Origin of the sequence: Bradyrhizobium sp. SEMIA (genome assembly GCF_014844175.1) — a bacterium.
Taxonomy (GTDB): Bacteria; Pseudomonadota; Alphaproteobacteria; order Rhizobiales; family Xanthobacteraceae; genus Bradyrhizobium; species Bradyrhizobium arachidis.
In genome coordinates, this window is the sequence record NZ_CP046601.1 from 7,452,156 (window position 1) to 7,468,471 (window position 16,316).

At 57.2% G+C, this 16,316-nt stretch carries 12 protein-coding genes and 1 pseudogene; 11 read left to right on the forward strand and 2 right to left on the reverse strand.

All coding sequences use genetic code 11. The features are described from left to right. Positions 1–74 precede the first annotated feature (74 nt). From FOM02_RS35900 to FOM02_RS35940, 10 genes are all read left to right on the forward strand, one after another. Positions 75–353: a hypothetical protein gene (locus FOM02_RS35900; protein WP_265440791.1), complete on the forward strand. Its 279-nt coding sequence runs from the start codon at positions 75–77 to the stop codon at positions 351–353. Beyond that, positions 350–1,783 carry an MATE family efflux transporter gene (locus FOM02_RS35905; protein WP_265440792.1) on the forward strand — a complete coding sequence of 478 codons (1,434 nt, stop codon included), beginning with the start codon at positions 350–352 and terminating at the stop codon, positions 1,781–1,783. The genes FOM02_RS35900 and FOM02_RS35905 overlap by 4 nt, the downstream gene beginning before the upstream one ends. Before the next feature lie 1,575 nt (positions 1,784–3,358). After that, a complete protein-coding gene (locus tag FOM02_RS35910; protein WP_265440793.1) occupies positions 3,359–4,015 on the forward strand; it encodes a hypothetical protein in 657 nt (218 codons plus the stop codon). Beyond that, positions 3,976–4,485 (forward strand): hypothetical protein, encoded by a 510-nt coding sequence (locus FOM02_RS35915; protein WP_265440794.1) that lies wholly within the window; start codon positions 3,976–3,978, stop codon positions 4,483–4,485. The genes FOM02_RS35910 and FOM02_RS35915 overlap by 40 nt, the downstream gene beginning before the upstream one ends. Positions 4,486–5,876: 1,391 nt before the next feature. Then, on the forward strand, positions 5,877–6,890 hold the full coding sequence (locus FOM02_RS35920) for a radical SAM protein (protein WP_265440795.1): 1,014 nt from the start codon (positions 5,877–5,879) through the stop codon (positions 6,888–6,890). Between the two features lie 329 nt (positions 6,891–7,219). After that, entirely contained in the window at positions 7,220–8,464 is a 1,245-nt protein-coding gene (gene ectB, locus FOM02_RS35925) for a diaminobutyrate--2-oxoglutarate transaminase (RefSeq protein ID WP_265440796.1), read from the forward strand. A 5-nt stretch (positions 8,465–8,469) separates the two neighbouring features. Then, positions 8,470–9,306, forward strand: coding sequence for a hypothetical protein (locus FOM02_RS35930; RefSeq protein ID WP_265440797.1), 837 nt, complete (start codon positions 8,470–8,472; stop codon positions 9,304–9,306). A gap of 1,898 nt (positions 9,307–11,204) precedes the next feature. Continuing rightward, entirely contained in the window at positions 11,205–11,621 is a 417-nt protein-coding gene (locus FOM02_RS35935) for an SET domain-containing protein-lysine N-methyltransferase (RefSeq protein WP_265440798.1), read from the forward strand. 559 nt (positions 11,622–12,180) lie between these two features. After that, positions 12,181–12,363, forward strand: a complete 183-nt coding sequence (locus FOM02_RS47350) for a hypothetical protein (protein WP_416207797.1) — start codon at positions 12,181–12,183, stop codon at positions 12,361–12,363. Next, positions 12,276–12,521, forward strand: coding sequence for a hypothetical protein (locus FOM02_RS35940; RefSeq protein WP_265440799.1), 246 nt, complete (start codon positions 12,276–12,278; stop codon positions 12,519–12,521). The genes FOM02_RS47350 and FOM02_RS35940 overlap by 88 nt, the downstream gene beginning before the upstream one ends. A gap of 2,291 nt (positions 12,522–14,812) precedes the next feature. On the opposite strand, the pseudogene FOM02_RS35950 reads toward FOM02_RS35940, so the two are convergent. Next, positions 14,813–15,600: pseudogene (locus tag FOM02_RS35950) on the reverse strand (IS66 family transposase); the annotation flags it as partial. On the opposite strand from FOM02_RS35950, the gene FOM02_RS35955 reads away from it, so the two are divergent. Continuing rightward, the gene (locus FOM02_RS35955) at positions 15,538–15,753 is read left to right on the forward strand and encodes a hypothetical protein (protein ID WP_265442299.1); all 216 of its coding nucleotides are present in this window, start codon (positions 15,538–15,540) and stop codon (positions 15,751–15,753) included. The pseudogene FOM02_RS35950 and the gene FOM02_RS35955 overlap by 63 nt on opposite strands. A gap of 331 nt (positions 15,754–16,084) precedes the next feature. On the opposite strand, the gene FOM02_RS35960 is transcribed toward FOM02_RS35955, so the two are convergent. Then, complete coding sequence (locus FOM02_RS35960) at positions 16,085–16,285, reverse strand: hypothetical protein (RefSeq protein WP_265440800.1); 201 nt, start codon at positions 16,283–16,285, stop codon at positions 16,085–16,087. Positions 16,286–16,316 lie beyond the last annotated feature (31 nt).

Here is a 16,316-nt window from a genome sequence, read left to right on the forward strand (position 1 = left end):
GGGCTCTAAAATTCCTAAACCGAGATCCAGCCTTGCGGTGTCGGCTCGATCGCCTGCCACTTCCCAGAATTGGGGTGAATTATCGCGCCGGTTTGCAGCGCCATTTCCCACGCCGTTTTCTAGATGCAGACCCTTACCCAGTTCCGATCGGCGAACTCATGCATCAAGCGGCGGCGATCCACCTCTTCTGGTTCGAGGTCGGATATCGATCGGGGCATCTACAGATTGACACCACTTATGAGCCGCGCATGGTCGATTATGAGACGACCCGTCATTTTTGCACGATCTTGCAACAGGAGCTGTTGCAGACGATCAGCGAAATTCGGAAGATCTCGGGACACCTTCATCCATGAATGAGCCCGATGCGGAATTCGCCGCCGAGGCCGATCACGATGTGATGCCGAACAGGAACGCGCGCATCGATCTATCAGACCCCCGTCTGTTCAGACTTATCCTGCAGCTCGCCATTCCGTCTGTTGTTGGCCTGTCGATCAATGCCTTGCAGCAGGTTGTCAACGCAATCTTTGTTGGCACACTCGGCGCGCCGGCGATCGCAGCTGTCAGCATGACCTTGCCGATCGTGGTCCTGCTCGCGGCGGCCGGACAGGGGATAGGTGTTGGAGCAGCGTCGTTCATATCTCGTCATCTTGGTGCTGGTGAGTACCTGGAGGCGAGTCGAGGCGCCAGTACCGCTCTCGCGCTCGCCGCGCCAATCGGCATCGCGGTCACAGTCGTTCTGTTTCTAAACATGCGAGAAATCTTCCTAGCGCTCGGTGCAACTCCAACCATCATGCCCCTGGCGCTCGACTATGCGACGACGCTTTTGTTCGGATGCACCCTGATGCTTCTCAATATCGTCAACGGCTTCATCGTCCGAGCCGAAGGCAACACACGATTCAGCATGTGGACGATGATGACTGCCTTCATCCTGAACGCTGGCCTTGATCCAGTGCTCATAACCGTGCTGGACCTCGGTGTGCGAGGCGCCGCTCTCGCAACGCTTGCGTCTCAGACTACGGCTATTAGCCTCTATGTCGCGTATTTTATCAAGCGACGCGGAATGGTCGTCGTCAGGATGTCTCACATCTCGTTGCGAGCAGATCGCATCAGACAGATCGCGCTCGTGGGGGCGCCAGCGACCGTGACCAGCATCTTATCTGCTATTACTGTTGTGCTCTTGTACGGAGCAGCTGCCCCCTTCGGCGAAGAGTCCATCGCGGCCGTGGGAATAGCCGTGCGACTCTTAACGATTGGCGCACTGCTTATCAGCGGTTTCTCTATGGGTTCTCAAGCTATCCTGGGTTTTGGCTGGGGCGCACGCGATTTTTCTCGTGTGCTCAGGGCTGCAAAAGTCCTGCTCTCCATAACTGTCGCTCTTTCGGTTACATATTCCGCGGCCATTGTGATTTTTGCCCGACCTTTGGTCAGGCTGTTCAGCGATAGCGATAGCGTCAGGGAAATTGCGGTTTCTGCCTGCACCGTCTTCCATCTGTTTTTTGGACTGTATGGTATTGAGAGTGTCGCCACGGCGATGCTTCAATCGCTCGGGAGAGCGCGTCTCAGCGCGGTTGTGTGTTTCGCAAGGCATTATCTCTTCATTCCGGCTGTACTGTTATTCCCTGCCATCTCTGGCTTCAGCGGAGTGTTGGCCAGCCAAGCTATCGCGGAGCTAGGCGCCGGAATGATTGCACTGTTTATCATGCGCCGTCAGTTCGTTGAGCTCGCGCAATGCGGCCGACACATTCGGTCAGGAGGAATGACGAACGCTTCTTGGCCTGATTAGACATGTTCGGAGCCAACATTAGGCCGGTGAGTATTGGCTCCAGGGTGATGACGAGTGTGATCTGCGAGACAGAGGCGCCATATGACATTCATTGTCGCCGGCAGTCGTGATGAAAGAAAAAGCGAGTGTCGCGCGGGCCAGAAGCAAACGCTGGCCGAGAGTTTCGAGCCCGTCAGACCGAGGCGCGCTTGGCTGGGCGAGACCAACGTCGAGGCTGCCGAGTGGTGCAAGTAGCCGCTGCAGGCTTTCGCATCGCTGCGCGACGGAGCTACTTGGTGCTCCGTTAACATGGCCGATGAGCGGGGTGGGAGGGCGGAACGTGCGCGATAGCTTGCCCCGAGGCACAAGAGTTATCGGACCCAGATGAGGATGCGAGGAGCCGAACCGCGCCGGCCGGATCAATCTGGTCCAGCCTGGCCCGGAATCGCCGGGGGCCGTCGTCCTGTGCTTCCTCCGTCGCATCGCCGCCTCCTATGCGATGATCGAGTCACGGTTGCCGTTTGGACGGAATCATGAGGGTTCCGAGAGGTCGCCGGCCAAGGCAGGCTGCGCGCTGCGTGGTGGGTGGCGAGCTCACGGAAGCCCGATTAGAACGCGACAGCTGGAGTTTTGCGAGCGGCCCAGATTCGCTCGTCCTCGCATGAGGCACAGTGTGGACCTTTGGAGAGTGGTTGCGAACCGACAATGTGGGTACCGTATTGCTGTTGAAGATGAGTGGCAGGGAGGCTGTGCGCGATCACCGGTCGGACTCCTCCTCGAAAAAATCGTCGGGACCTCGCCGCAACATGTCGGGCCACCAGGCCTGACATTCGTGCCGACAAGGCACGGTGCGGCGCACCATTGCGGTCTCCGACCTTGTAAGAGGGAAAGCTCGATCCTTCTGCGGCTGAACACAGCCAGCTTCTCGAACCCATCGAAGCCGCAGCAATGATACGCACATACTCGAGGGCTTTATCCGCACTGATCCTCGAAAGCGGTTGGAACGCGTGCGAAGTGGCCCACGTCGAGCGGATCTGACCAGCGACAAGACTTGCGACGTTCGGAAAGTGCGAGCCGAAGTTCTGTTGCTCCTGTCCGCGGACGAGTAGGCCATCCTCAGAGACCCTGCGCGATTTATCTCGACCGTAACCTTGACGACCGAAATCACGCGCGGCTGCGCAACGGGGGACCCGTTAGAGGCTCTCCTTCGCTATTGAGCATTACAGCAGGGACGAGGCTTTACCTGCCGCGGTTCGCTCGTTGGTATTGCGAGCGGATGTGTCCGCCGACGTTTTCGTCCGAAGCCAGCATCGGCCGCATTATTGCTCGGAAGAATGCGGAGCTGATCGTTACTGGAACAACCGAGAACGTTGGTGATTGGCGTCAGGTCAGCTCGTCGAACGAGACCGGTGACGCGCCGAAAAGCGTGCGAAAAGTGATCCCGCCACAGCTCAGAAACGCACCGCTGCTGTCGATAGCAGCTACGTGCCGACCTCGCTTCGTCGGCATATAATTCCAAGTGTCTTCACCAAGTTAGGTAGGTTTCGATCCATTGTTCCCCGTGTACCATCGGTGAGTAATGGCCTGCGGGTCAGGATGAACTTCATCACGATAGGACAAGATGTAGCAATGACGAGCGCAGCTAATTCCCTGCCCGTTAGCGGGCATGTCATGAAATTCATCGAAGGGGCGCGGGTCGTCACTGAGAGTGAATTGCAAGCCAACAACATCACCCGTCATCATGTCACGAAATATTACCGCAATCAGATTACCAACAGTGGTTATTACGAGCAGCTTAAAAACATTGTGGAGCCCTCAGTTCAGGAGTTCGAGAGTCCTGGCAGTTTGGATACGAGCGGCGAGCACGATAACACGGTCGTGCTCGGCCTTCAGCATAAGTATCCCCAGACCGGTTTGTTGCTTGTAACGGACCGATGCGCTTCATATTGCCGCTATTGCTTTCGCAAGCGCCTAGTCGGCAAGGAGTCCGATGAAATTGCACCCGATTTCGCAAGGGTCGCCCAATATATTCGCGACCACCCTGAAATGACGAACGTGCTGCTATCTGGAGGCGACCCATTCGTGCTCAGCACCGCCAAGCTCAATGAGATTCTTGATCATTTGCTCCCCATCAGACATTTGGAATCGATTCGATTCGGCACGAAATGGTGGCCTATGAGCCCAAGCGCTTTGACGATTCTGCTCTACCGGCCTTGTTTCAACGAATCCAAAAAACGGGTAAGACTGCAATAATCGTCGCACACTTCGATCACATCGGCGAAATTTCGGGCTATGCGGTGCGCCAAATTCAGACCTTGCGCGCACGGGGCGTACAATTCCTCAATCAGTCCGTTCTTCTCGCGAAAGTCAATGATGATCCCGAGGTGTTGGCGGCGACCTTTGCCAAATGTCATCAAATCGGAGTGCGTCCCTACTATCTTTTTCAGGGTAGGCCGGTCAGGGGCGCTTCGCACTTTCAGGTTTCATTGCGTCGCGGACTAGAGATTACGCGCGGCATCAACCAACGTCTCAGCGGCATCCAGAAGACATTCAAATACATCATGTCCCACTACACGGGAAAGATCGAGATCCTCGATCTGGGAGATGATGGCCGCGTGTATATGCGATATCATCAAAATAAGATGCCCGAAAAGATCGGGAGGATCTTTTCCCGGCCGCACGTGGAGGATGCCTGCTGGTTGGACGACTTGCCGGAGGGATGAGATCGGTGGGCGCGCAATGATGATTACTGCTGCAGAGCGCGGGGACTACCAAAGTCCGGCCGGTATACGGTCAGCGCGGGTGGTCTGCTAGCCGCGCTCTCCAGAGGAATGGCCACGTCGCAGTGACGTGGTAGGATATTTGCATCATGTGCGAGCCGAGTGCGAGCTCGACTGGCGGGAAAATGGTGTTGCTGCTTCCATTTGGTGAATGATCGAATGCAGTCATCAGTGGTTGCGCGGTCAGTCCAGCGTCACCGGCAAGCGTAGTGGCTCCCGTGAGCAGGCGCGCAGAAATTACCGTGCCGCTCGGCATAGCGCTGGCCAGGCGACCCTTGGTGCCGCCCTACATCTTGCCGACAGGGGGTTCCGCAGGTCGCTGTGCCAGAAGCATGCAAAATAGGGGTTGGAGGTTCGGGGGCGGGCTGGTTAACGCAGGCATGTGGAGCTTGCGCAATATCCTAGTAGAAGTGCTGGGCTCACCATTGGGTGAACGGCTGATCAAACTAGGAAGGCGAAGGTGAGCGCACGGTACTCCGCATTGTGCCGTTGGACGCAAGGGTCTGCAGGAAATCGAGAGCCAATGGACAAGCGCGTTGCTGCAGTAGTGTGGACGAGACGCACAACACGATCGGCGACGAAAATAACACTGCTGCGCTGCTCGACAAGCCCCCGGGCACGATAGAGCGGTTGGCTTACGTGCGCGGCCTGTGTCGACTCGCTCTCGGGTGGAATCAGGGCTTCACTGGGAGCGAAGGCATCGCCCCCAGCGGTGCCGGTTCGCGCTGGAGGAATGGCGCGGCAACGGGATCTGAGAATGCCGAGTGGGCATCATCGCTACCGATGCTTATGGCAAGGGACCCTGGTCACAGATTCGGTAGGAGCAGATCAACTGCTTTATTTCAAGCTTGCCACGCGGCGCCTAACAAACAATTTGAAGGCCTTTATCTTGCCCCAGCGTCAAATGGCGTGGAACACTCATGAGATTCTCTCCTCCTTTCGCTTCGACCGCTCTGGTCGTGTTCGGCGACGTCGCGGCTCTCAAGCATTGGCGCGTGCGTTCGTTCACCGGGCCTGGGCTATAACGAGCGGGGCATTACACCCGGCACCGTCTTTGGCCTGCTGGCCCCTTGTGGCGCGTGATCCCCGGGCCGTCCGGAATCAGCGTGTTGACTTGCAGTCAAGAAGTGCAGAGCTCGCGACCTCGGCGGCTTCTCGCGATTTCTGGATCGCCATGGCGTGAGCGTGCTTCTGCTCGAAAGAACGATGTATAGAACTCAACAAGCTGTTTCAGCCGCGACATTGTGCCGTCAACAGTTCGTTCGCCTCCTGGCATAAATCCTGCTCCCCCTCAGAAAAGTTGGAGCCCCGGAAGATAGCAACTTAAGGACCTCATGCCGTTTAGCAACTTGCCTCCGCTCGTTTTTGGCCAAATCAAAATAAGTGTATCCTCCTACTGCAATCTTCATTGCAAACACTGCTACGTTCCCGAACAGGATAGAAATCAAACCAGGAGACGCCGGGATCCATCACAGTTGACTATCAGGGAAATTACGAATTTCGTGGACCTCCTCGTTGAACGACATAGGTTGGAAAAAGTCATCGTAACCGGTGGTGAGCCGCTTCTCAAAATCGTGTTTCCGCGCTCTGCAGCCCTTATGGCATACGCCGCAAACAGACGAGGCATTCACGTCCAGCTGAACACTGGGGGACTTGGTCAGGTTCCAGTTCGTGATGTCGCATCAATCTTCGACGATCGCGACAAGCTTGCCTTTCAATTCAGTTTTGATGCTGCAAACGCGCAGGCGCTTGACCGCGTTCAGACAAAGCGGGGAGTTCACAAAACGGCACTCCGGCAGATGGCAGAGGCAGTTAATTGCGGGGCCTCGGTTCAGGCTAGGATGATTGTGAATCGGCACAACATCCATGGAGCATTGGACGTCTATCGAGCATTGTCATCGATCGGGGTCGACACCTTCAGAATCATGCCGATGTTCGCTGCAGATTCCGCTCTCGACTACGAAAACGAATGTTTGGACTCGGCTGATAAAGTTAGAGAACTTCAGACGGCACTAATCGCAATGGCTGCAGAGAGCTCGACGCGCCTTGAGCTGCTAACGCCAATTCTCGTCGAAGTGACAAAGCAGCCACTGAACGTTCGATTCACCGAATGCAACTGTTATTTCGCTTCGGGCTATCTCTCTACAAACGGCGACCTCTATCCCTGTTCCTGCGCGATCGGTGATCCCGACAGCCATAAATTTGTTGTCGGAAACGTCCGGTACCCGGGGTTTGACCTAGAAACTGCTTGGGGAACCGCCCTTAAGAAATACCAGGCGAACAGCTGTGCCAAGTGTGCCACATCTCTTCTCAATCATATTGAGAGCCGTGCGCGTGCTTGCGCTTAAACCGAAGAGTGGCCTTCCACGTGCCGTGACTTCAGCGGTAGTCGACGGACTCTCGGGTCTTAAGTGGGTTTCCCCGGCAACGATCCGCATCGATCGGCAGCGAGTTCGTTTCGCGCGATCTTGGCCTGCGGGGCCCCTGCAACAAAACTACCGGCCTTAGTAGGTTCGTTGTTCGCACATTCTTGGATAAATACTCGCCAGGAGCTGAATCGAAATGACGGTCTGGAATGCATCGTGATGACCCAGTCGCTACAGTCTGGACATTTGTGGCAAACGGAACGTGTTCAGTCCATTTCGTTCAATGAGATGCATGCACACGGATCCGCAAGATGAATATCGACGTTTTCTCTGCTCACGAATCTAATGTTCGTCGCTATAGCCGGTCGTTTCCCACCGTCTTTAAGAGGGCGCTTGGGGCGACGATTTGGGACGAGGGCGGCAAGAGCTATATTGATTTCCTTGTGGGCTCCGGCGCACTCAACTACGGGCACAACAATCCCAATATCCTTGCACCGGCAATTGATTATCTCGCGGGCGGGAACATTCTTTTGTCGCTTGATATGCACACTACGGCGAAACGTGAATTTATCGAAGTGTTTGTTGATACGATCCTGAAGCCGAGGGGTCTTTCGTACAAAATGCAATTCCCTGGACCGACTGGAACAAGCGCTAACGAAGCGGCGCTCGCGCTGGCCCGAAAATATACCGGCCGTTCCAGCGTCATGGCGTTTACAAATGCGTTCCACGGAATGTCGCTCGGCTCACTGGCTGTGTCAGGTTCAGCCTCTACCAGGGAGCTGGGCGGTGTGGCTCGCCACGATGTGATCCGCGTCCCCTACGACGGCTATGCAAACGGCGCGTTCGATTCAGCGAGTTACATCGACTACGTCCTCGGCGATCTCGGGAGTGGCATAGAAAAGCCCGCGGCAATCATTCTGGAAACGATCCAAGCAGAAGGCGGCATGAACACTGCATCCGCACGTTGGCTCTCGGATATTCAGCGCATTTGCCGTGACCACGGTATTGTTTTCATCGTCGACGACATCCAAGCAGGAGCAGGCCGAACAGGTGATTTCTTCTCCTTCGAATTCGCAAATATCAAACCAGACATCGTCTGTCTTTCTAAGTCCCTGAGCGGTTCAGGAAATCCGCTCTCAATTGTTTTGATTCGCCCCGAAATAGACGTATGGAAGCCCGGAGAACATAGCGGCACCTTCAGAGGCAACAATCTTGCTTTCGTGACTGCGGGCGCCATGTGCAGAATGTGGTCAGACAGCAATTTTACTGCTGGCGTCGCGCGGACAGCTGTCAAACTGCAAAAACGTCTTGATGATCTCGTCGCCAAGTTCCCGAATTGCATTGAAGAAAAGCGAGGTCGTGGCCTGATGGCGGGCCTCAAGTGTCGCTCACACGCGATTGTCAACCGCGCACACGATATCGCGTTCGCAAACGGACTGCTGATCGAATCTTCGGGACCAAACCGAGACGTCATCAAAGTCCTCCCGCCGATAACAATCTCGGATGACGAGCTCGACCGTGGCATCACGATCCTCGAGCAGGCAATACAGGAGTAAGGCAAATGGCAACTGTCCAGCTGTCTCAAGTACCAGCGATCTCGCTTCTCACGACCAAGGAACGAAGCGGCTCCATCAAACTTGGGGAGATCATCTCGGTCCTAAGGGGTGAGATCACCGGCCTGCACATCAAAAAGGCATTCAGTCCCGAGCTGGCCGAGGAGATTACGACGAACTTTAATCGAAACCCCGGTCTCGAGGAGCGCAAAGATGGCGTTCCGGGCCGATATGTCGGCGCATCGCACTACCGCAGGAATGCAGCCACCTATTTTGCCGAGGCGGAAAGTGCGCGTCCTTTCGTGAAAGCCCTTTTTGCAGATCTGGTAGATCCGGTCCGCGCGTTATTCGATGCGCTGAAACGCGAGCTCCACAAACAGGGAGTTGAGTTGCGGCTGGCTCGTTCGGAGCACGGTCAAGCTAATCTTTGTCGTGCCATCTGCTGGTCTGGCGCAGGGATGTATTCCTTAGAGCCCCACGACGACGTCGCGCAAGTTCTATGTGCCGATAGCGAGATTCGGCCGGTGGCGAACAAAACGGTTGTAGCGCTAAACTTCTACCCCAGCATGCCCGATGAAGGTGGCAATCTGCGCATCTGGAGCCACAAACCGACAGAGAGTGACCGAAAATTGCAAGGCCTGGAGACGACAGGCTATCCCTTTTCGACAGCTTATCTTGAGGATCTTCCTTATCACGATTTTCAGCTCAAAGCAGGAGATATCGCACTCATCGACGGCGGCTACGTTCATGGGGTGACCCGACAATCAGGCAATGGGAAGCCTCGCCTTCTGCTGAACTGTTTTTTTGGGTTTGCGAGCCCTGATGTGGTTCTCTGGTGGACGTGAAGTCGGGCTTGCACGAACGGACGGCTCTGCCGGCACTCGTGCTGTTTAATATTGTGGCGACGAGGGGGCTATCTATCGAATGTCCGGCATCAATTGGATCGCGTCGCCGCACGGACCCCTCGCTTGTTGCAATGCCGTCGCAGCACGGTAGACGACTCTGAAGCTTTATCACGCAGGAAGGCTATTCGTCACGTTTCTGCCTCAAGGTCGTCTGCTTGCAAGCCCGGTCCACTTTCGCAAAGCTGTTCCACTGCCCTTGCACCTGGTGAGCAAGGCCGCTGCCAAAAATCCATGTCGCAGAAGTCTCCTCATGTGCCGTAGCGCGTAGCCACATTGAAACGCGTGGCTCCGAGCATATGCTGGCCTGATGATCACGACGATCCACCGACATGCGCAGAGGACGTCGCCGGCGAGCATTCTGAGCCGCATCCTCGTTCAGTGACTCTGGGAGTCGGAACGCTCCCGCCTTCAACTTAACGCGTACGACAATAGCTTCTTCGGAGCGAGTCTACCGTTGCTTCCTTCGATCAATGTTGTGTTAAGAGCGGCTTTGTCGACTTGGGGCCGATCGGCCAACATGCTGGAGCATAGCAAGGGCACTCGGCGGGCTCACCCGGGGGCTCCGGCAAGCGCAACACCGGGTCGGCGAGAACTCAACATCAGCCGTACCGGATTCTGATCCTCGACGAAACGAAAGGCTCGTGTCCGGAAGCCGGCAAAGATCGCGATCAACCACCTCAGAAACGATCGCGGTACTAGCAGCCGGATAGGCGTTCTTCACGAGCGGACTGCCATGCGAAGCCGGGCCTTGGCTGCCGCTGCAAATTCGCGACGAAGCGATCACGATCACAGTTATCGGCTCCTGGATCCGTATAGCTATGCCGTGTGCCGCCCGCGTGAGGATGGTCGGCGATAGAATGGTCCGAGGCTCCTATCCCTGCGCCAACTGTCGTTGCTGTCAAAACCGTGCGGTTGCCCGACTGGAGAACCCGCCGTCCGCGAAGATAATGCCCTGAAGCCAGAGAATTTGTGGTCTCGTGCGGTGAGAGCCAGGAGTAAAAGTGCTTGGGGCTTGACCACGCTTTCATCTGAGCTGCATTCGTCGACCAGCTTCAATGCGAGCGCCGGTCATAATCCGTTGATCCCGTGAGATCGACGCCGAGCATTCCATAGAGTGGTGTCCTAATAGCAAAAGAGGAGCTGTTGAGCTGTTGGTCCTTTGGTAAGTGGCTTGGTTAGCCTTCGGACCAAGTTAGCCACTTTATTGCTCAATACTGCGGCGTCGACCGTCAAATTGCCGAACGACCAGGTTCTATTGAACGTGCAGAAGGGCGCACTGAGTTGTGGGACGCCGCATTGCGCGACAACGGCTCCAGCCTCGGCCTCTCCAAGCACTGGCAAACACGAAATCCGGCAGCACAGTGCGTTGACGACGCATGTACCCGAGCCGCCGCTCGAAAGGACGAGCCGGCCACCTTCCGCTTAGCTCCTCGGTAAACGGCCGATTCCGACGTTCCATTCGTCACCTCCGGGTTCAACGCGCCCGCTTCAGGTGTCCAGTCAGTCGGAAGAGAGTTCATGCCTCACCTAGCTCCGAGAAGAGCTGGCCGCTCACCTCAGCCGTGTTGCCCAGGACTAAGTCCTGCCGGTGACTTATCCCTTATCTCTCGACGCAACGAAGTCACCTACGCATATTGGGAGCTATCCTCCTTGGGTGGGTCTCCGACGCTGGATAATAATCTATTCTTCACTCTCGACGTGAAGCACTCGTCGACGAAGAACGTTGACTGAATGGCGCAAGTTTCGTCCGAGATCACGGGTCCGTCGCCGAAATACGACCTGCCGCGAGGAATGGAACGAAGGGAAGATCAATGTTCAAAACTAGTAAGGCACACTCCATGGGAGAAAAGGTCTTTGATCGCAGTAACGCGCTGTACGTCAAAACTGTGCCACGAAAAGGCCGCGGCGTATTTGCAAACATTGCGTTCAAAACCGGAGATGTGATCGATCGCGCTCCTACTTGGGGATTTGATCATGCTGCGGCCAAGCTGTTAGACCGTACGGGAGTCTTGGAGTACTACTTCGTGCGGCACGAAAGCAATAAAACCGGGCCTCTGTCGGGGTACATTGTGTTCGGTTTGAGTTCGCTAATGAACCATTCCGCGAACCCAAATGCACAAAGAGTTTGGGCTGATAGAGAGTCCGGCACGTGGGTGAGCATTGTGGCGATACAGGACATTGCCGTTGATGAGGAAATAACGCATCGCTATATCAATGTGTCCGCTTATCCTCATAGCGTTAAGTTCATCGACTGAACGGAACGTTAAAGCGATTTGCAATGACCTGGCCGCAACGTTATGTTGCCTTAGGCTGATCGAGAGAGACTCAGTGGGGATTGGGCCTGCACGGCGGCTGGCCGGTCAAATCCGCTGTCTGTTGGCCCGATGCGCGACACGCGTCGAGTTTCCGAGGAGAGCGATGCACCTGGGAATGACACCATCATCTTGCCCTCTGGTCGGCCATCTCCGAGGGACGGTTTACTGGTAGAGAATTTGCGCGGCGTGAGTTGCTCGCCAAACGTCTACACAGTGCCTGGCTAGTGGAAGCTGGGCGGGTTTCGCGAGCGCGCAACATCGTCAGGGAAATCGGTGCAACGGCCGTCCCCGGCCAGAGGCTGAGCCAGCGCGAGAGCACCCTTGCCGCTGTCCACTTAATCTCGCCATTCTGCCGCTGTGCGCGGTGAACCATCGGCATGACCTTCTGACTGATGTGGACCTGAATCGGATCGTTTGACTAATTGGCTTTTGGGCCGTTCCGTCGCAACCGACCGAGCGGAGAATAACGCAGAGGACGAGGCGGAAGATAGACGCGGCGCTGAAGGCGAATATCGCGCTGGAGGCGCTGCGGAAGCACGGGACGGTGGCCGATCTGGCGGAGCGCTATCAGTTACACCCGAACCAGATTTCCGTTTGGAAGAAGCAGCTTCGGATCAGGCGGCGCGGGCGTTCGAGAGCGGCATCGGCGACGGCGCAGCCGGGCGCGCGCGCGACATTGTGAAGCTGCACGACAAGATCGGCCAGTTGATCGTCGAGCGGGAGTTTTTAGGAAGAGGTCCGAAAGATAAGCGCGCGGATCGCCGCGTGCTCGCCGACCGCAGCCATGGAGAGCTCTCGGCGCAGTGCAGTACCGGCTGCTCGGACCAGCCGAGAATCTAACTAACAAGCCGCACCAGCATCCACAAATGAAAGGCAAATTACAGCGCGATGGAGGTGTCGGAGACCAAGCGACTGAAGTTGCTGAGGCGGTTCTTGGCCGACGCCCTGCTGGACAACGTTGCCTTGAAGACCATTATTGGGAAGAAATCGTAACAGCCGCAGCCAAGTGGAAAGCTGCCTTCCATATCCGTGGAGCCTTGATGAGCGAGGGGCTGGCGTGTGACTGCCCTATGACGATAGATGAGGCGGGGGCTAAACATCGGGCCGCATTGCGCGCTGGGCTTGACGGAAGGCCGTCGTCCCAGATTTGTTCACGTCCATGGGCACGCGCTGCTCGGACGCTACTCCGCTGGTTTTCGCCCGACCGGACGGTCTCGCGATGAGCAAGCGCAATTGATATCTAGACGACGACAGCAGCAGCGCGCTCCTGCCATTAGCCGCGCTCTGTTCGCTGCAGAAGCCGAATTCCAGGCAGGCGAGCGCAATGTCAACACTCTCGTGACAATTGCCTGGCCTCATTGGATCTCCATCTGCTGCAGCACGTGGAGCTAATTAGTCGATGCCGACACTCTGAAACCCGCCGCTCTCACGCGTCTCCGCGGCTCTTTGCGTTGGCCCACTTCGGCGGGGCCCGGCTGATCGATAATGTGTGCCTAAAGGCCGTAGCCGAATGAGTTGGCGCAAAGCCATGAAGGAGACACTAAGGGTGCGAGCGGATGCCCGCGCATCCTACAGAGCCGGCCGAGCCGAACGGTCCAGTGAGATTGCGATCGAGGTGATCCTTCGAGAAGCAATGCGAGCATATCGTCGACGGGACGCACGGCCGATAGCGCAACACTCGTCAAAACGACGACACGGACGCCGCACTGCTGGCTCGACGAGAAATTGGATACGCTTCGTTCGATGTAGCGCTTTGGTATTGCGATCGGCCGATATACAGGGAGACTGCAATCAGTCTTGTCGATCCATAGGCTCATTACGATGTCCTTCAGAAGCCCAGTCGATCAATCTCAAGATCGACGGCCAAGGGGCGACATTCCCCGAATTAAGGAGGCTCTCAACTGTGATGGGCCTATGAGTACTGTGGGCAGACCACTGGCAACGGTGCCGCGCCGGGCTTTCGGTGAGGATAACCGGTGCAGAAATTCTTGATGCAGTACGGATTCTTGCCGCTTCCGCACTTTTGGCACCGGGTGACGCAATCCTCGTAGGTCACTCCGGGCCGTATCTGCTCAATCAGCATAGGTTCTCGCTGAGTTTTCTGAGCCAGCGCTGGACCGAGGAGTAACCCGGCAAGGAGTAGTCCAATCGGGTATTTCATGTGTTCCTCCTGTCGTAAAAGGAGATTCGATGCGCACGGTGATGTCTGCGAACTGCTGGTCAAGGCAAGCTCACAACCAAAGTCCCAGCGAGACCGCTCCCTGGGCGGCATTCAAGCAGCTCAGAATGACACGTCAATGTTCTCGCCTGCTCGCGGAGTATTCTGGCCGCGTCCCATCCATCCCGACGGGCCGAGCAAAAAAGCGGTCTCAGAAATTCGTGGCGATCGCAGCTATGCGCAGCCGCTGCTAGACGAGTCGAATTTCGTCGACTGATCCGAGATAGACGCAGGATTACGGCGACAAAGGGCGAATCACGCATCAACTAGGATTGCAATATCGGTGTAGTTGAACGTCAAAGCTGCCTGGCGAGGCACGGATGCAGCGTGCCCCTTCGCCCTGCAGGCGCACACCAGAGTCAACTGTTGCGCCGGTGTCAGTTCATGCAGTGGGTCTTGGAGTGCCGACGCCGCACGTGACGTGCGGGCGACGTGCGGCGCCACGGCGATGCGCGGCGACTATCCGCATGGCATCAGCAGGAGGGCGAGAATCCGCAACAGCTCTCGTAGTACCCCGCATGGTACAGTAAAGCGCTGTGGCGTCTGCGGCGGAGAGTTCGGGCGGATCCGCCACTACTCTTGGCGACCTACCGTTGCTCCAGGAAATGCGTGAATCGTTTCACGGCTCGGCGGCAGGCCGAGCAGAAATGGTTTGCGGATCGCACTGGCTTAATGCGTCCCACTGAGTACAAAGCAGACTTTGACTGAGGGCTTAGGAAGCTCCGCACGCAGTTGTTCCATTGAGCGGCTGTCCTTGAAGCAATGCGAGCCAAGTGATTGAAGCTAAAGAACGGCGCGGCAAGTGGAGCGCGCGGGGAACTTCGGCCGGTCGCCGTCTGCACCATGGTGGCGCTCGGGACCATTGGCTAAGCTCACTCTGGCGGACCGCGCCACTTAAGTGGTCCGCGTTCAGGCGATCGGGGGGCAAGACATAGTCGACGCCCGGCGGATCGACGCCGACCCGTGGCCGGTCGTGCCCGCATGGACCCAGAGCTGACCGGTCTTGGCACGCGATCGAGCACTGGCATCGTCGTCTGGTCGGCGAACAGCTTCGGCCGTTACTTGAGCTTGCCAAGGAGGCGCTCATGTAACGGACGCAGATGGAAGGCTGCCTGCCCCCCCCCAAGTCCGCCTGGGTCGAACGATCGAGCTCAATACCCCTGCGGGCGTTAAATCTGCACCTGCGGACAGAGCGGCAGGTGATCGGTATATTTAGTCACCAGAACTTGGGTGTGGCTTCGGTCGGCAGTCCGCTTCATCAACCGTGTCGGAGCCGGTGCCGTGCATGACACTGTCTTCGCAAGCACGGCAGGCGTATTTGGGATGCCGCGTCACTAGTACGATCCGGAACTGCGCCCGGACTAGGCCCAGCCGCTCGCTTCTATCCTCCCCAAGCCGATGTAACTCGCCCTGGCAGCAGGGACAAGGTCTTGTCTCGATATCGACGACGACCTCGATCCGTGGCACGTGCGTCGGCAAGGCGTCACGGTTGCCGCGGCGCCTAAGGCGCTTGTACCTCACGGCCTTCAGCTGCGCTGACGTGCTGCGCCGTCTCGCTGTACGCTGCCACCTGCTCGACGTCTTGCAGGCCCAGCAGCATCTGATCGTCAGGCAGCGTCTCTGTCGCCGGCCAAACCGATGCCGCTGCAATTCCTTGATTCTGACGCGGTCGTTCGCTCTCGCACCCTGGGCAAGCAGCATCGCTTTGCGCGTCTCGGGATCGTCAGGCAGGGCGTCGCTAACATCCCTTCAGAGGATATTCGCCGCCATCTGGCGACGCGTTCGGCGCTGCTGTTTCACTTCGCCGCAGCGCCGCCAACAACTATCCAGCTGTTTTGGCGCTGGCATCTCTAGTCCCTCGTGGACACGCCACCAGTCGAGGCCTTCGGGCAATCCCGACGATTGCGCCGCCGACAGGCACTACGCCGTCCTCGATCTCGGTCGCGTAAGTCCCATCCCCGAGTCGCTTGACGAACAAACACGGGGCTCGCTCCGGTCCCGAACACCAGCGGCCCGCTGGCCCGGAACACCTAGACAGCTCCGGGAACGGATTTGCCTCCATGCTCTGCGCACCGGGGTAGCAATCCCCTTCAGTTCCTGGTGGAAGTCTACCGATTTGGTCGTCACCATCACCGGACCGCACCCGACGGGCCGATCACCAGCTCACCTTCAGCGCTTGGATGATTCACGCAATCATCGTCGGGTCCGCACCACGCCCGGCCCGGATCGTGATGCCGTCACCTTCGATCTCGATGACCCCAGCCTTGGCCTTGCAGCGCACCGCTTTGCTCTCGCGTCCAAGAGCGGCCGCCGGCACTACGGCATCCACCGCCGCCGGCACGAACCATTCTTCTGCTTCGAAATGACCGCGCGCTGCTGCTCGCAACTGCGGCGCCAGTCGAACAACTGCTGCGGCG